Origin of the sequence: Nonomuraea sp. NPDC050153, assembly GCF_044460125.1 — a bacterium.
In the GTDB taxonomy this organism is placed as follows: domain Bacteria; phylum Actinomycetota; class Actinomycetes; order Streptosporangiales; family Streptosporangiaceae; genus Nonomuraea.
This window is the reverse complement of sequence record NZ_JBITJQ010000017.1, coordinates 155,350-170,840: the sequence shown is the minus strand read 5'-3', so window position 1 is coordinate 170,840 and position 15,491 is coordinate 155,350. Positions and strand designations below refer to the sequence as shown.

Annotated in this window: 14 protein-coding genes; 9 read left to right on the top strand and 5 right to left on the bottom strand. The window is 73.1% G+C overall.

The window, feature by feature from the left end; genetic code table 11:
• Positions 1-6: 6 nt before the first annotated feature.
• Both ACIBQ1_RS35105 and ACIBQ1_RS35100 read right to left on the bottom strand, forming a co-directional pair.
• The gene (locus ACIBQ1_RS35105; protein WP_397283607.1) at positions 7-588 is read right to left on the bottom strand and encodes a thiamine pyrophosphate-dependent enzyme; all 582 of its coding nucleotides are present in this window, start codon (positions 586-588) and stop codon (positions 7-9) included.
• On the bottom strand, positions 585-1,106 hold the full coding sequence (locus ACIBQ1_RS35100; protein ID WP_397283606.1) for a hypothetical protein: 522 nt from the start codon (positions 1,104-1,106) through the stop codon (positions 585-587). The genes ACIBQ1_RS35105 and ACIBQ1_RS35100 overlap by 4 nt, the downstream gene beginning before the upstream one ends.
• Positions 1,107-1,202: 96 nt before the next feature.
• Here ACIBQ1_RS35100 and ACIBQ1_RS35095 point away from each other — a divergent pair, with 96 nt between their 5' ends.
• Together ACIBQ1_RS35095 and ACIBQ1_RS35090 are read left to right on the top strand one after the other, a co-directional pair.
• A complete protein-coding gene (locus tag ACIBQ1_RS35095; RefSeq protein ID WP_397283605.1) occupies positions 1,203-2,141 on the top strand; it encodes a LysR family transcriptional regulator in 939 nt (312 codons plus the stop codon).
• A 49-nt stretch (positions 2,142-2,190) separates the two neighbouring features.
• Positions 2,191-5,760 (top strand): WD40 repeat domain-containing serine/threonine protein kinase, encoded by a 3,570-nt coding sequence (locus tag ACIBQ1_RS35090; protein WP_397283604.1) that lies wholly within the window; start codon positions 2,191-2,193, stop codon positions 5,758-5,760.
• Positions 5,761-6,001: 241 nt separating this feature from the next.
• On the opposite strand, the gene ACIBQ1_RS35085 is transcribed toward ACIBQ1_RS35090, so the two are convergent.
• Positions 6,002-6,523, bottom strand: coding sequence for a hypothetical protein (locus tag ACIBQ1_RS35085; RefSeq protein ID WP_397283603.1), 522 nt, complete (start codon positions 6,521-6,523; stop codon positions 6,002-6,004).
• Between the two features lie 72 nt (positions 6,524-6,595).
• Positions 6,596-7,132, bottom strand: coding sequence for an NUDIX hydrolase (locus ACIBQ1_RS35080; RefSeq protein ID WP_397283602.1), 537 nt, complete (start codon positions 7,130-7,132; stop codon positions 6,596-6,598).
• Here ACIBQ1_RS35080 and ACIBQ1_RS35075 point away from each other — a divergent pair, their 5' ends adjacent.
• The 7 genes from ACIBQ1_RS35075 to ACIBQ1_RS35045 all read left to right on the top strand — a co-directional run bounded on the left by ACIBQ1_RS35075 (position 7,133) and on the right by ACIBQ1_RS35045 (position 14,711).
• Positions 7,133-7,735 carry a class I SAM-dependent methyltransferase gene (locus ACIBQ1_RS35075; RefSeq protein ID WP_397283601.1) on the top strand — a complete coding sequence of 201 codons (603 nt, stop codon included), beginning with the start codon at positions 7,133-7,135 and terminating at the stop codon, positions 7,733-7,735.
• A 311-nt stretch (positions 7,736-8,046) separates the two neighbouring features.
• Positions 8,047-8,397, top strand: a complete 351-nt coding sequence (locus ACIBQ1_RS35070; RefSeq protein WP_355372326.1) for a bifunctional 3-phenylpropionate/cinnamic acid dioxygenase ferredoxin subunit — start codon at positions 8,047-8,049, stop codon at positions 8,395-8,397.
• Complete coding sequence (locus ACIBQ1_RS35065) at positions 8,394-9,566, top strand: NAD(P)/FAD-dependent oxidoreductase (RefSeq protein WP_397283600.1); 1,173 nt, start codon at positions 8,394-8,396, stop codon at positions 9,564-9,566. The genes ACIBQ1_RS35070 and ACIBQ1_RS35065 overlap by 4 nt, the downstream gene beginning before the upstream one ends.
• Before the next feature lie 15 nt (positions 9,567-9,581).
• Complete coding sequence (locus ACIBQ1_RS35060; protein WP_397283599.1) at positions 9,582-10,667, top strand: S-(hydroxymethyl)mycothiol dehydrogenase; 1,086 nt, start codon at positions 9,582-9,584, stop codon at positions 10,665-10,667.
• A gap of 70 nt (positions 10,668-10,737) precedes the next feature.
• Positions 10,738-11,361: an MBL fold metallo-hydrolase gene (locus ACIBQ1_RS35055; RefSeq protein WP_397283598.1), complete on the top strand. Its 624-nt coding sequence runs from the start codon at positions 10,738-10,740 to the stop codon at positions 11,359-11,361.
• A 27-nt stretch (positions 11,362-11,388) separates the two neighbouring features.
• Positions 11,389-12,501, top strand: a complete 1,113-nt coding sequence (locus tag ACIBQ1_RS35050; protein ID WP_397283597.1) for an aromatic ring-hydroxylating dioxygenase subunit alpha — start codon at positions 11,389-11,391, stop codon at positions 12,499-12,501.
• Entirely contained in the window at positions 12,498-14,711 is a 2,214-nt protein-coding gene (locus tag ACIBQ1_RS35045; protein WP_397283596.1) for an FdhF/YdeP family oxidoreductase, read from the top strand. Before ACIBQ1_RS35050 ends, ACIBQ1_RS35045 begins: the two co-directional genes overlap by 4 nt.
• Here the strand turns inward: ACIBQ1_RS35045 and ACIBQ1_RS35040 are convergent.
• The gene (locus ACIBQ1_RS35040) at positions 14,683-15,456 is read right to left on the bottom strand and encodes an IclR family transcriptional regulator (RefSeq protein WP_397283595.1); all 774 of its coding nucleotides are present in this window, start codon (positions 15,454-15,456) and stop codon (positions 14,683-14,685) included. The genes ACIBQ1_RS35045 and ACIBQ1_RS35040 overlap by 29 nt on opposite strands.
• Between the last annotated feature and the right edge of the window lie 35 nt (positions 15,457-15,491).

Here is a 15,491-nt window from a genome sequence, read left to right as displayed (position 1 = left end):
TGGAGCTTAGAAGGGCGGCAGGCCCAGTGCCGCGCGGAAGCGGTTCTTGACGAACACGCCGTCGCGGGGCGGAAGTGCACGCGGCGGCTCGTCCGTGGTGATCAGGACCTGGGCGAAGGCCGGCGCCGACCGGACCCGTACCAGGCGGACCAGGTCGTCCACCTGCGGGTGCGCCGTGACGCGGAGGGCGTTCGCGATCCCGCAGCCGCGCGCGACCGCCAGGAGGTCCGTGCCCAGGCCGGTGTGGCTGGGCTGCATCCCGGTCTCGCCGAAGTGCCCGTTGTCCAGCACCACCACCGTGAGGTTGGCCGGCCGGCGGGCCGCGACGGTGGCGAGGCCGCCGATGCCCATCAACTGCTCGCCGTCGCCGGTGATCACCACCACCGGCCGGTCCGGCCGGGCGAGCGCGAGGCCCAGGCCGACCGGGACGGCCGCGCCCATCGCGCCCCACAGGTAGAAGTTGGCGTCGCGGTCACCGGCGGCGAACAGGTCATAGGACGCCGATCCCAGCCCGGACACGATCAACGCGTCCGGGATGCCCGCCACCAGCGCGGCCACGAAGGCCCGGCGGTCGACCGCGCCGCTCATCGGTCCCGCTCCCACTTCTTGCGGCCGATCAGGCGCTGTCCCAGCAGCACGGCGACCTGCTCCCCCGCGAGGAACGCCGAGTCGAACGCCGCGCCGACGACCTCGCCGGCCTCCTCGGGCCGGTCCGCCCGGTGCACGCGGATGCCCATCAGCTCCAGAGCGGCATGGGCACGCCGGCCCATCGGGCTCTGCCACGGGTTGAACTCCGCGTACTCGCCGCGCATCGTGACCAGCGCCAGGAACGGGAAACGGCAGCTCTCCAGCAGCGAGAACATGTTCACGCAGTTGCCCACGCCGCTGCTCTGCATCAGCAGCACCGCCCGCTGCCCGCCCAGCCAGGCCCCGCACACCACGCCGACACCCTCCTCCTCGGTCGTGAGCACGACGTCCTGGATGTCGGGGTCGCTGCCGGCCTGCCGGATCGCGTACGCGTGACCGGCGTCGGGCACGTAGGCGATCTGCCGTACACCTCCCTGTTTGAGGACATCGAAGACCTCTTTCTGCCATACCTCCATCATGGGATCCATGATGAAACGTGATGGATGAGTATGGTTAATAGAAATTCGGCATGGCCCCATGTCCGTACGTCATGCCCCCGCGACAGGAGCACCGGCATGGACCTCAAACAGCTCACGGCGCTGGTCACCGTCGCCGACAGCGGCAGCGTCACCCGGGCCGCCGACGTGCTGCACCTGGTCCAGCCCGCGGTCTCCCGCCAGATCCAGCTGCTGGAGGCCGAGCTGGGCACGCCGCTGTTCGAACGCAGCACCCGCGGCATGCGTCCGACCGCGGACGGCGAGATCCTCGTCGAGCACGCCCGGCGCGCCCTGCGCGAGCTCGAACGGGCCCGCGAACAGATCCGGCCGGCCTCCGGCGAGCTGCACGGCCTGGTCGCCGTCGGCCTGCTGCCCAGCCTCGCCGACCCGCTGTCCGAGGCCCTGGTCCGCCGCATCGGCGGCGAGCACCCGGCGGTGCGGCTACGGCTGTCGGTCGGCTACGCGGGCCACCTCGCGCAGTGGATCGACTCGGCCGACGTCGACCTGGCCCTGCTCTACGACGTGCGCCCGTCGACCGCCGTCGACGTCCGCCCCCTGCTCGACGAGCCGTTGTGGGTCATCGGCCCGAAGGGCACGGACCTGCGCCCGGACCGCCCCGTACGGCTCGCCGACGTCGGCGACCGGCTGAGGATCCTGCCCGGCCCGCCGCACGCGCTACGCAGCATGGTCGACCGCGCCGCCGCCCGCGAGAACCTGACCCTGCGCATCGACGTGGAGACCAACTCGATGACCGTGCAGCGCCGGCTGGCCCTCAGCGGCGCGGGCCTGACCGTCCTGCCGGGCATCGCCATCGCGGACGGCCTGCGCGGGGGGACGCTCGCCGCCGCCCCGCTCGCCGACCCGGACCTGCGCCGCCGGCTGCTGCTCACCTTCCCGGGCACGCGCCGGGTCGGCCGCGCCGCCCGCGCCGTCGCCGACATCCTCGTGGAGGAGCTGGCCCGGCTGCTCGGCGACGGCGCCTGGCCGTCCGCCACCTGGCTCGGGAAACAGCGGTGACCCGCTGTCACAGCCGAACCATCCGCGGTGACCGGTCATCTAAGCAACCATGACAGCAGACCCGCTGCGCCCGGGGGACCCGTCGCGGCTGGGCCGCTACCGGCTGGCGAGCAGGCTCGGCTCGGGCGGCCAGGGCGTCGTCTACGAGGGCTACGACGAGGCGGCCAACCGCGTGGCGGTCAAGGTCCTGCACGCCTACCTGTCGGGCGACTCTCCCCTGCGCCGCCGCTTCACCCGGGAGGTCACCGCCGCGCAGCAGGTGGCCTCGTTCTGCACGGCCCGCATCCTGGATCACGATCTCGAAGGCGAGCGCCCCCACATCGTCAGCGAGTTCGTCCCCGGCCCGAGCCTGCGCGCGGCCGTGGCGCAGGGGGCGCCGCTCTCGGGTGACCCGCTGCACCGGCTGGCCGTGGGCGTGGCCACCGCGCTGTCCGCCATCCACCAGGCGGGCGTGGTGCACCGCGATCTGAAGCCGGAGAACGTCCTGCTGGGGCCCGACGGGCCACGGGTGATCGACTTCGGCATCGCCCGGGCCGCGGGCCTGTCGATGACCTCGACGGGCGAGCTGGCCGGGACCCCGATGTACATGGCGCCGGAGCTCTTCTCCGGGGGCCGGGCCGAGCCGGCGGCCGACGTGTTCGCCTGGGGCGCGGTGGTCCTGTTCGCCGCGACGGGACGCGACGCGTTCACCGCCCCGACGACGATCGCGGTCATCAACCGCCTGCTCAATCACGACCCCGATATCGAGGTCCTGCCCGAAGGGCTGCGCGAGCTGGTGCGCGCGGCGCTGTCGAAGGACCCGGCCGCGCGGCCGTCCGCGCAGCGCCTGCTGCTGACGCTGCTCGGCGGTGGCGGGCGCGCGGTGCTGGCCGAGGGCGCGCAGGCCGCCGCGGGTGTGCGGCCTCCCGGCGGGCTGGCCGCCGACCCGGCGCTCGGGGCGGTGGCCGAGCGGTTCTACGCCGGGCTGCCGGCGTCCGAGCGCCAGGTGGCGCGCGACCTCCTGCTGCGGCTGGTGGACGTCCGCGAGGGCGACGAGGTGCCGCGCACCGCCACCGTGGACGAGCTGCTCGAGGTACGGCACGAGGCCGCCGAGCGGGTGCTCACCGCGTTGGAGCGGGCCACGCTGGTCCGCCGCCAGGGAGACGGGGTCGCCATCGGCAGCGCCGCCCTGCTGTACGCCTGGCCCCGGCTGCACGAGTGGGTGACCGGCGACCGCGACGCGCTCGGCCGCCACCGGGAGCTGGGCGAGGCCGCCCGCCGCTGGGCCCGTGGCGGCCGCCGCCCCGAGGACCTCCTCCGCGGCACCGCGCTGCGCCACGCGCTGGAGTGGACCGGCTCCACGCACCTGACCCTGAACGCCACGGAGCGCGAGTTCGTCGAGGCGAGCAGGGCCGGGTCGGCGCGGCAGAGCCGGCTGCGGCGCCTGGTCACCACCGGCGTGGTGGTGCTGCTCGTGGCCTCGCTCACCGCCGGCACCCTCGCCTGGCAGCAGTCGCTCAGGAGCGACGAGGCCGGCAGGCGCCTGGCCGAGGAGCGGGCGCAGGCCACGGCGCGGCGGGTGGCGCTGCAGGCGGACGCGCTGCGCACGACCGATCCGGTGAAGGCGATGCTGCTCAGCGTGGCGGCCTACCGCGTCGCGCAGGTTCCCGAGGCGCGCTCTGCGGTGCTGAGCTCGCTCGCCCAGCGGGAGCGCTCGGTCTTCACCGATCCCACTCCGGCCAACGAGGGGCGGGCGCTGACCCCGGACGGGCGGACGCTGGTCAGCGCGGGCGCCGGCCGGGTGACCGCCTACGACGTGGCGACGGGCCGGCCGGTCAGGACCTTCGGCGGGATCGGCAAGGCGCCCGTCACCGCCGCGGTGGGTCCGGACGGTGACACGCTGGCGCTCGCGGGGGGCGGCGGGTTGGAGCTGTGGAGCCTGCGCACCGGCACCCGGCTGGGCGAGGGCCGCTGGACCACCGAGGATTCGGCGGGCTACGACGGCCGCCCGGAGAGCCTGGAATTCAGCCCCGGCGGGGGCTACATCGTCGTCCGCGCCAACCTGGGCGGCCCGTACGTCGGGCTGTGGAACGTGGCGCGGCGGGCGCTGGAGCAGCAGGACGGCTACGTGAGCAGCGCGCGGATCGGTCCCGGCGACCGCTTCGCCGCCCTCGAGATCACCGGCGACCGCACCGTGTCGGCGCTGCGGACGTTGCCCGGAGGAGGAACGCCCGCAGGCAAGCGGCTCCCCGCCCGTGGCCTGCCGGGACTGGTCACGGCCATCAGCCCCGACGGCGCGCGGGCCGCCGTCGGCGGGGAGAAGGGCACGACGCTGTGGAGCCTGTCCACCGGCACGCGTGACCGGCGCAGCTTCCCCGGCCAGGCCACCGAAGCCGCCTTCAGCGACGACGGCCGCTTCCTGATCACCTTCGCCAACTGGGCGGGCGGCCGCGTCACCCTGTGGCGGCTGAGCGACGCGGCCCCGCTCCTGCGGCTCACCGTCGCCTCCAAGCTCGCCGGACCCCCGCGGCTCGGCCCCGGGAACCGCACGCTCAGCATCCTCGACGACGCCGGGCAGGTGACCACCTACGACATCAGCCGGCAGACCGGCCCCCGGCAGGTCGTGCCGGCCGACGCCGCGCAGACGCGCTTCACCGCCTCGGGGAGCCTGCTGCTGGCCCGGACGGGCGACACCGTGCGCGGCTGGTCGGTGCCGGGCTTCACCGGGACCGGGCGGCTCGACGTCGCCAGGAAGGGCGCGCCGATCATGCGGGTCAGCCCCGACGGGCGCACGGTCGTCACGATCTCCTCGGAGGATCTCACCACGGGACCCACGTTCTGGGACGCGGCATCCGGGCGGAAGCTGGGCCGGCTGGCCCTGGAGTCGGCGGACGTCAGGGCGGACATGCAGATCAGCCCCGACGGCCGCCTGCTCGCCCTCAGCTCGGCCGTCGCCAACGACAACTACGGCGCGGGCGACGTCGTCGTCATCGACATCGCGCGGCGCGCGCAGGTCATGCGGTTCGGCCCGGTCGCCGGAGGCCCGCTGTCCTTCAGCTCCGACGGCAGGTTCCTGGTCACCGCCGACGAGGGGGGTGCCGACGTCATCGACCTGGTCTCCCGCAAGGTGCTCCCGCACGCGGAAGGGCCCGGCACGCCGGCGGTGAAGTGGATGGTGCTCGCGCCGAAGGGCCCGCTGGGCGCCTCGCCGTACGGGAGCAGGGCGGTGGTCCTGTGGGACACCCGCACCTGGCGCACGACGGGTCAGGTGTTCAGGGTTCCGGGGGACGTCGTGGGGGCCCGGTTCTCCCCCGACGGGCGGATCCTGGCGGTCGCCCACGACACCAGGGTGACGCTGTTCGACACGGTCGCGGGCCGTCAGCTCGGCGCCGCCTGGACCGTGACCACCGGTGCGTTCGATCCGTACGCGCTGGACGACCCCATGCCCGCGCTCGCCTTCACGTCCGACGGCTCGGCCCTGCGCGTGGTGGGGCTGGACGGGGCGTACCAGGAGCTGCCGGTCGACCCCGCGCCGGCCGTCCGCACGGTGTGCGAGCGGGCGGGCCGCCGGCTCACCCGGGAGGAGTGGCGCGAGCACGTGGGAGCCGATGTGGGCTATCAGGAGATCTGCCCCGTTTAGACCTCACTGGGGGCGCGGTGGGGGCTGCCCCACGGCCTGGGCGGCGTTCGGGCCTCCTCGGCTCCATTTCCGGCGCGAGCCGATCCCCGCCTGGTAGCGTGGGGATCGCGAGGCCATGGGAGGGCTTCCTTCTCACTTCTGGAAAAGTAATCTAGCCTTCCCGCTTTCCTCGCGTCCGGGCCGTACGGCCATGCCGCGGGCTCCCTGCGCGTCACCCGAGCCAGGGACCCGCGACGGCCTCTCAGGCGCTTTCCTCCACACTGCGCCGATGCCACTCCGCCAGCTCGACCAGCAGCCCGTCGGCGGCCCCGCCGAACATGGCGGCGAGCGCCTGTTCGCCGTCCACCACCACGACGGTGTCGAGCAGGTCAGCGCGCAGCCTCGCCGCCCTCGGATCGCCGGCCCCGTCGGGGTCGAAGGCGGTGGCGGCCAGGAACAGGCCGCCGACACCCGCCAAGGTCGCAACCTGCTGGGCCTGGGTGCCGAGAACCGCGGAAGCGTTCGCGGGCGCGGCGGGCAACGCCGGCTGTCCGTCGCGAAGCAAGAGCGTGAGCGGCCGGACGGGGACCGTCTCCCCCACCTCGCCGTCCTGCACCTGAACGCCGCCGTCGGGACGGCGCGCCACGTCACCCGGACGCCCCCACGGCCGGCCTCCGTCCTGGTCCTGCGCGCTCGCGCGGGTGAACAGACCACCCTCGGCATCGACGACAAGGTCCCCAGGCTGCCATTGCTCGCCATCGAGCGGTGCGTGCGTGTCCGTCATGGTGGGCACGGTACGCCGCGACTACGACAAATGAGACGCCCGCGCCGCACCACCAGCCGGGTGACCCCTCGGTCAGCCGTCGACGAGGACCGGCCGGCGGGGCGGGCCGTCGGCGAGGAGGCCGGCCAACAGGCGCGGCAGCCCGGCCGGGCGCAGGAGATCGGCGGTCTCGGCCAGTTCTCGCGCCGTCCACCAGCGATGGCCGGTGACGCTCGCCCTCTCGAAGTCCTCCATGCGGGTGGTGTCGATCTCCAGGACGGGGACGCGGGCCAGGTAGTAGCGCTGCCGGACCTCGTAGGTGACGCCGTCCCGCTCCGTGGTCCAGGGGCGTCCTCGCCACACCTCCGGCCCCAGCGCCACCTCCGTCAACCCGGTCTCCTCGTGCAGCTCGCGCAGGGCCGCGTCCCGATGGCTCTCCCCGGGCCGGAGGCCGCCGCCCGGCGTGTACCAGCGGAGCGTGCCGTCGCGGTTGCGGCTGGAGAACAGCAGGAGCCGATCCGCGGCGTCGACGAGAACGACCCGCGCGCCGGGGCGCGGGACCGAGCCGCCCGCCGCCTCACCGTCGCCGCCGCTGTCAGGCCCCGGGTCCGGGTCCGGAAGGATGATCACATGACAGTAAAGACCGGCAGGCGGTGGAACCACAACATCCACTACCACCCCCGCATCCTGGACGCGGTCCCCGACGGTGCCCGGCGCGCCCTCGACGTGGGCTGTGGCGAGGGCATGCTCGCCCGCGAGCTCAGGCGGACCGTGCCGGGCGTCACCGGCATCGACCTCGACGCGACCAGCATCGACCAGGCCCGCGGGCACCCGGACGACGTCGAGTTCATACTCGGCGATTTCCTCACCCACCCCTTCGAGCCCGCCTCGTTCGACGTCGTCGCGTCCGTGGCCACCCTGCACCACCTGGACGCCGCCACGGGGTTGGCCCGCATGCGCGACCTGCTGCGCCCCGGCGGCGTCCTGGCCGTCGTCGGCCTGGCCCGCAGCACCATGCCCAACGACCTGCCGCGTGACCTCGCCGGTGTCGCCGTCGGCACCCTGCACCGCGCCGTGAAGGGCCTCTGGCACCACCCGTCCCCCATCGTGTGGCCGCCGCCGGCGACGTACGCGCAGATGCGGGCGCTGGCCACCGAGGTCCTGCCCGGCTCCGAATATCGCCGTCACCTGCTGTTTCGCTACAGCATCATCTGGCGCAAGCCACAGGGCTGAACCGGGGGCGAGCTTCGAACCGGTGGGGGCGGGCAGCTCATCGCAGACTCTCGCGGAGCCCGCCGTCGCGGCGGTGCTGGGCGTCGTGGACGGGGGCGGGCAACTGCCGGCCCCCGTCCTGGGGGCGGGAAGGCAGGCAAGCCGGTGAACGCCCTGGTGGCCCGGCCAGGCGGCCCACGGACCGGTCTGTCGATTTCTACAGGACGCCAAGGCCGCAAGTCCGACAAATCATCCTTGACATCTCCCCGCGCCGCCTTCACTCTGTTGCGTATAGCGCTAGACGTTGCTCTTTACGAAACCGGGGTGACAGCATGATCCCAGCGTGCCCACTGGCGTCACTCCCTCGAGGCGAGGCCCTTCGCGTCGAGGCCGACCCGCCGATCGCGGTGTTCCACACCGAGGACGGCGAGATCTTCGCCATCGATGACACCTGTACCCACCAGGACGCCTCGCTCGCCGACGGCTGGCTGGAGGGGTGCGAGATCGAGTGCCCGCTGCACGCCTCGCGTTTCGACCTGCGCACCGGCCGGGTGGACGCGCCACCGGCCAAGCTCCCCGTGCGCACGCACGAGGTGGTGGTCGACGACGGCGTCATCTATGTCAAGCAGTCCGAAGCGCCACCCAACCTGCCGCCGGGCGTCACCGTCAAGGGGCAGGCGTGAACACGATCTGCGTCGTCGGCGCCTCACTGGCCGGGTTGCTGACCGCCAGGGCGCTACGCGCCCAGGGATATGAGGGCAGGCTGGTGCTGGTCGGCGACGAGCGCCACCGCCCCTACGACCGCCCGCCGCTGTCGAAGGACTTCCTGCGCGGCGACCTGACCGAGGCCGACCTGGCCCTGGAGGGCGAGGGCGAGGAACTGGACGCCGAGTGGCGGCTCGGCGTGGCCGCCGTGGCCCTGGACGCCCGGGAGCGCCGCGTCGAGCTGAGCGACGGCACCTCGGTGCGGGCCGACGGCATCGTCATCGCCACCGGGGCCACCGCCCGCCGGCTGCCCGGCGCCGGCCACCTGGCCGGCGTCCACACGCTGCGCACCCTCGACGACGCCCGCGCCCTGCGCGCCGACCTGGAGGAAGCCGGGCGCCTGGTGGTGATCGGCGGCGGCTTCGTCGGCGCCGAGGTCGCCGCCACCGCCCGCGACCTCGGCCTGGACGTGACGCTGGTCGAATCCGGCCCGGCACCGCTGGCCCGCGTCGTCGGCGTGCCGATGGCCGAGGCGCTGGCCGCGCTGCACGTGCGGCGCGGCGTGCGGCTGCTGTCCGGCTCGGTCGTGTCCGGCCTCACCGGCGAGGACCGGGTGGACGGGGTACGGCTGGCGGACGGCACCCTGCTGCCCGCGGACGTGGTGGTCGTCGGGATCGGCGCCGCGCCCACGATCGGCTGGCTCCAGGGCAGCGGCCTCGACCTGGGCGACGGCGTATTGTGCGACGAGGCGGGCGGCGCCTCGGTCCCCGGCGTCGTGGCCGTGGGCGACTGCGCCGCCTGGTTCGACCCCGTCCAGGGCAGGCACCACAGGGTCGAGCACTGGACGGGAGCCCGGCAGCGCGCCTCGGTGGCGGCGGCCACGCTGCTGTCCGGCGGCACCGCCCGCACGGAGGCGCGGCGGCCCACCTACATCTGGTCCGACCAGTTCGACGTGAAGATCCAGTTCATCGGGCACGCCGCAGACGCGGATACGGTCAGTGTGGAGGCCGGGGATCCGGCCGCGCACAGCTTCCTCGCGGTCTACCGGCAGGGCGACCGCCCGGTCGCGGTCCTCGGGGTCAACCAGGTACGGCTGTTCACCCGCTGGCGGCGGCAGCTCGAGACGGCGCCGGTTCAGGTCGGCTGAGAACAGGAGTGAATCATGGCTCATGAAGTACGCGGGGTCGTCGCGACGGGCAAGGGCAAGCCGGTCAGCCTGGAGACCATCCTGGTCCCGGACCCGGGGCCCGGCGAGGCGCTGGTCCAGGTGCAGGCCTGCGGCGTCTGCCACACGGACCTGCACTACCGCGAGGGCGGCATCAGCGACGACTTCCCGTTCCTGCTCGGCCATGAGGCGGCCGGCGTGGTGGAGTCCGTCGGCGAGGGCGTCACCGACGTCGCGCCCGGCGATTTCGTGATCCTGAACTGGCGGGCCGTGTGCGGCTCGTGCCGGGCGTGCCTGCGCGGCCGCCCGCAGTACTGCTTCGCCACGCACAACGCCGCCCAGAAGATGACGCTGGCCGACGGCACGCCGCTCAGCCCGGCGCTGGGCATCGGCGCGTTCGCCGACAAGACGCTCGTGGCCGCGGGCCAGTGCACCAAGGTCGACCCGGCCGCCTCCCCGGCCGCGGCGGGCCTGCTCGGCTGCGGCGTGATGGCCGGTCTCGGCGCCGCCGTGAACACCGGCGGGGTCGGCAGGGGCGACTCGGTGGCGGTGATCGGCTGCGGCGGCGTCGGCAACGCGGCCATCGCGGGCGCTCGGCTGGTCGGCGCGACCACGATCATCGCGGTCGACGTGGACGGCAGGAAGCTGGAGTGGGCCCGCGGCCTGGGCGCGACGCACACGGTCAACGCCAAGGACGGCGACCCGGTCGAGGCGATCAGGGAGCTGACCGGCGGGTTCGGCGCGGACGTCGTGATCGACGCGGTCGGCCGGCCGGAGACCTACAAGCAGGCCTTCTACGCCCGCGACCTGGCCGGGACCGTGGTCCTGGTCGGCGTGCCCACGCCGGAGATGACGCTGGAGCTGCCGCTGCTCGACGTGTTCGGCCGTGGCGGCGCGCTGAAGTCCAGCTGGTACGGCGACTGCCTGCCGAGCCGCGACTTCCCCATGCTGATCTCCCTCTACCTGCAGGGCCGGTTCGACCTCGACGCGTTCGTCAGCGAGACCATCGGGCTCGACCAGGTCGAGGACGCCTTCGCCAAGATGCACCGCGGCGAGGTGCTGCGGTCCGTGGTGGTGCTGTGATGGATCCGCAGCGGAGCGAGGACATCCATCACAGCGTCGCCGGGCGGAGCACGGCCAAGGAGGCGCAGTAATGCGGGTCGAGCGCTTGGTGACCTCGGGCACGTTCAGCCTGGACGGCGGGACGTGGGAGGTCGACAACAACGTGTGGCTGGTGGGCGACGATCAGGAGGTCCTGGTCATCGACGCCGCCCACGACGCCTCCGCCATCGCCGAGGCCGTGGGCGGGCGCCGGGTGACCGCGATCGCGTGCACGCACGCGCACGACGATCACGTCAACGCCGCGCCCGAGCTGTCCGCGCTGACCGGCGCGCCCGTGCTGCTGCACCCCGACGACGAGGAGCTGTGGAAGCTCACCCACCGGACGGCCACACCCGGCGGGCGGCTGGCCAACGGGCAGCTCCTGCGGGTGGGCGGCTCCGCCGTGCACGTGCTGCACACGCCGGGGCACGCGCCGGGCGCGGTGTGCCTGTACGTGCCGGAGCTGGGCGTGCTGTTCTCCGGGGACACGCTGTTCAACGGCGGCCCGGGCGCGACGGGCAGGTCGTTCAGCGACTTCCCGACGATCATCTCGTCGATCAGCCGGACGCTGCTGACGCTGCCCGGCGAGACCGTGGTGCACACCGGACACGGTGAGGACACCAGCATCGGGGCCGAGGCTCCGCAGCTCGAGGACTGGATCCGCCGAGGGCACTGACCCGGCCATTTCAGAGGAGTACTGCCCGTGACCACCACCACGTCAAGCGTGATCCCCACCCTCCCCGGTCGCTACTACGTGGACCCCGAGATCTTCGCCGCGGAGCAGCGGAAGATCTTCGAGTCGATGTGGTTCTGCGCGGTGCGCTCGGCCGACCTGCCCAAGCCGGGCTCGTTCAAGACCGTTCAGGTCGGCTCCGAGAGCATCCTCGTCACCAGGGCCCGCGACGGGGCGGTGCGCGCCTTCTTCAACGTCTGCCGCCACCGCGGCGCGACGCTGCGCACGGAGGAGTCGGGCGAGGTGAAGCGGGCCTTCCAGTGCCCGTACCACGCCTGGACCTACGACCTGGACGGCAAGCTGGTCGCCGCACCCAACCTGACCAAGATGGCCGACCTGGACCGGGTGGAGTACGGCCTGGTGAAGGTGCACGTGCGCGAGTGGCTCGGCTACGTCTGGGTGTGCCTGGCCGACGAGCCGCCCTCTTTCGAGCAGGACGTGCTGGGCGCGGTGACCGAGCGGCTCGGCTCGCTGGAGCTGATCGACAACTACGACGTGGCCAGTCTGGAGGTGGGCCGCCGGATCGTCTACGACGTCAAGGCGAACTGGAAGCTCATCATCGAGAACTTCATGGAGTGCTACCACTGCGCCACGATCCATCCCGAGCTGACCGAGGTGCTGCCGGAGTTCGCCGACGGCTACGCGGCTCAGTACTTCGTGGGCCACGGCGCCGAGTTCGGCACCGACGTCCAGGGATTCACCGTCGACGGGTCCGAGGGTCTCGATCGCATCCCCGGCGTCAGCGAGGAACAGGACCGACGCTACTACGCGATCACCATCAAGCCGCAGGTGTTCATCAACCTGGTGCCCGACCACGTGATCGTCCATCGCATGTTCCCGCTGGCGGTGGACCGCACGGTGGTCGAGTGCGACTGGCTCTACCTGCCCGCGGTGGTGGCGGGCGGCAAGGACCTGGACAAGTCGGTGGAGCTGTTCCACCGGGTCAACGAGCAGGACTTCGAGGCGTGCGAGCGCTGCCAGCCGCAGATGGGCTCGCGCACGTACGCCAGGGGCGGCGTGCTGGTGCCCAGCGAGCACCACATCGGTCTCTTCCACGACTGGGTCCAGGACCGCCTCAGGTGAGCGAGCACGACGACGAGGGACTGACGGTCGGCCCGCCCAAGGACTGGGCGGGCGGCCTGCCCGCGGTGGGCAACGCCCTGCGCATCGCCCACCGGCAGATGGGGGCCGGCCGTACCGCGCTGACGCTGCTGCGCGTCAACCAGAAGAGCGGCTTCGACTGCCCCGGCTGCGCCTGGCCGGAGGGCGAGCACCGCAGCCCGGCCGAGTTCTGCGAGAACGGCGCCAAGGCGGTGGCCGAGGAGGCCACCACCCGGCGGGTCACCCGCGAGTTCTTCGCCGCCCACCCGGTGAGCGAGCTGGCCGGGATGAGCGACTACTGGCTGGGGCAGCAGGGCAGGCTCACCGAGCCGATGATCAAGCCCGCGGGCGCCGACCACTACGAGCCCATCGGCTGGGCGCAGGCGTTCGCCATCATCGCCGACGAGCTGCGCGCGCTGGAGGGCCCCGACGAGGCGGTGTTCTACACCTCGGGCCGCACCTCCAACGAGGCGGCCTTCGCCTACCAACTGCTGGTGCGCCGGTTCGGCACCAACAACCTGCCCGACTGCTCCAACATGTGCCACGAGTCCAGCGGCGCCGCGCTCACCGAGACGCTCGGCATCGGCAAGGGCACCGTGTCGCTCGACGACCTGCACCGCGCCGACCTGATCTTCGTGGTGGGCCAGAACCCGGGCACCAACCACCCGCGCATGCTCACCGCGCTGGAGAAGGCCAAGCGCGGCGGCGCCCGGATCATCGCGGTCAATCCGCTGCCCGAGGCCGGGCTGCTGCGCTTCAAGAACCCGCAGCGGCCCTCCGGGCTGGGCCGGGGCACCGCGCTGGCCGACCGGTTCCTGCAGATCCGGCTCAACGGCGACCTGGCGCTGTTCCAGGCGCTGTCGCTGCTGCTGCTCGACACCGCCGACGAGGCGTTCATCGCCGAGCACACCAGCGGCTTCGACGACTGGAAGGCGCACCTGACCGGCCTGGACTGGGCCGAGGTGCTGGAGGCGACCGGCCTGACCCGCCAGGAGCTGGAGGAGACGGCCGCCGACGTCAGGGCCGCCGGATCCGTCGTCGTGTGCTGGGCCATGGGGCTCACGCAGCACCGCAACTCCGTGGCCACCATCCGCGAGGTGGTCAACTTCCAGCTGCTGCGCGGCAATGTGGGCCTGTGCCCGGTGCGCGGCCACTCCAACGTCCAGGGCGACCGGACCATGGGCATCTACGAGAAGCCCTCGCGGGCCTTCCTGGACGCGCTGGCCGCCGAGTTCGGCTTCGAGCCGCCCCGCCGCCACGGGCTGGACACGGTCGAGGCCATCCGGGCCATGCGCGACGGCGAGGCGAAGGTCTTCGTCGGCATGGGCGGCAACTTCGTCCGCGCCACCCCCGACAGCCGCGTCACCGAGGCGGCGCTGCGCCGTACCAGGCTGACCGTGCAGGTCTCCACCAAGCTCAACCGCTCGCACGCGGTGTGCGGCGAGCGGGCGCTCATCCTGCCCACGCTGGGCCGCACCGAGCGCGACCCGGCCGGGTTCGTCACCGTCGAGGACTCGATGGGGCTGGTGCACGCCTCGCGTGGCCGGCTCGCGCCCGCCTCGCCGGACCTGCTGCCGGAGGTGGCGATCGTCGCCCGGCTGGGCCGCGAGCTGTTCGGCGAGGAGCCGTGGGCGGAGTTCGAGGGGGACTACGCCGCGATCCGCGACCGCATCTCGCGGGTGATCCCCGGCTTCGAGGACTTCAACGACCGCGCCGAGGCCGGCTTCGCGCTGCCCAACGCGCCCAGGGACGAGCGCCGCTTCCCCACCGCCACCGGCAGGGCCAACTTCACCGTCAACCGGCTGGAGGTCCTGCGGGTGCCGCCGGGGCGGCTGCTGCTGCAGACCGTACGCAGCCACGACCAGTACAACACCACCGTCTACGGCCTCGACGACCGCTACCGCGGCGTCAAGAACGGCCGCAGGGTGATCTTCGTCCACCCCGACGACCTCGCCGAGCGCGACCTGGCCGACGGCGACCTGGTCGACCTGGTCAGCGAGTGGCCCGACGGCGAGCGCACCGCCGAGGGCTTCAGAGTCATCGCCTACCCGACCGCCCGCGGCTGCTGCGCCGCCTACTTCCCGGAGACCAACGTGCTGGTACCGCTCGACTCGGTGGCCGAGACCTCCAACACCCCGACCTCCAAGAGCATCGTGATCCGGCTCAGCCGGCGTACCCGAGGCGGCGGCTGATCTCGTCGGCCCCTTCGATCAGGACGGGAGCCAGCTCGTGCATGCGCTCGGCCGTGAAGCGGTAGGCGGGGCCGGAGGCGCTCACCGCGGCGACGACGTCGCCGTGGTAGGAGCGGATGGGCGCCGCCATGGCGTTCAGCCCCTCCTCCAGCTCCTCCAGGCAGTAGCCGTAGCCCGTCCGCTTGATCTCGACCAGCTGCTCCTCCAGCACGGCGACGTCGGTGACGGTGCGGGGCGTGAAGGACTCCAGGGTCCCGTCGGACAGCACCCGCCGGCGCTGGCGCTCGTCCTGATGGGCCATCAGCACCTTCCCGCTGGAGGTGGCGTGCAGCGGCGTGATCTGCCCGACCCAGTTGTACGCCGTGACCGCCGAGCCGCCGCGCACCTGGTCGAGGTTGACCGCGTAGCTGGAGCGGAGCACGGCAATGTTGACCGTCTCACCGATCTCCTCCGCCAGGCGCTGGCAGACCGGGCGCCCCCGCTGGGTGACGTCGAGCTGAGTGTTGACCCCGCCGGCCAGGCGGATGATGCCGAACCCGAGCCGGTATTTGCCGCGCTCCTCGGCCTGCTCGACCAGGCCGCGCGCTTCGAGCGCGCCGAGCAGCCGGAACGCGGTCGACTTGTGCACGTCGATCTCCGCGGCGACCTCGCTGACCCCCGCCTCGCCCCGCCGGGAGAGGATCTCCAGCACGCTGATGGCCCGATCGACCGACTGCACGCCCCCACTGCCCGAATCGTTGCCCATAGCGAAACTCTAAGTGCTAGAGGGAACTCCGTCTA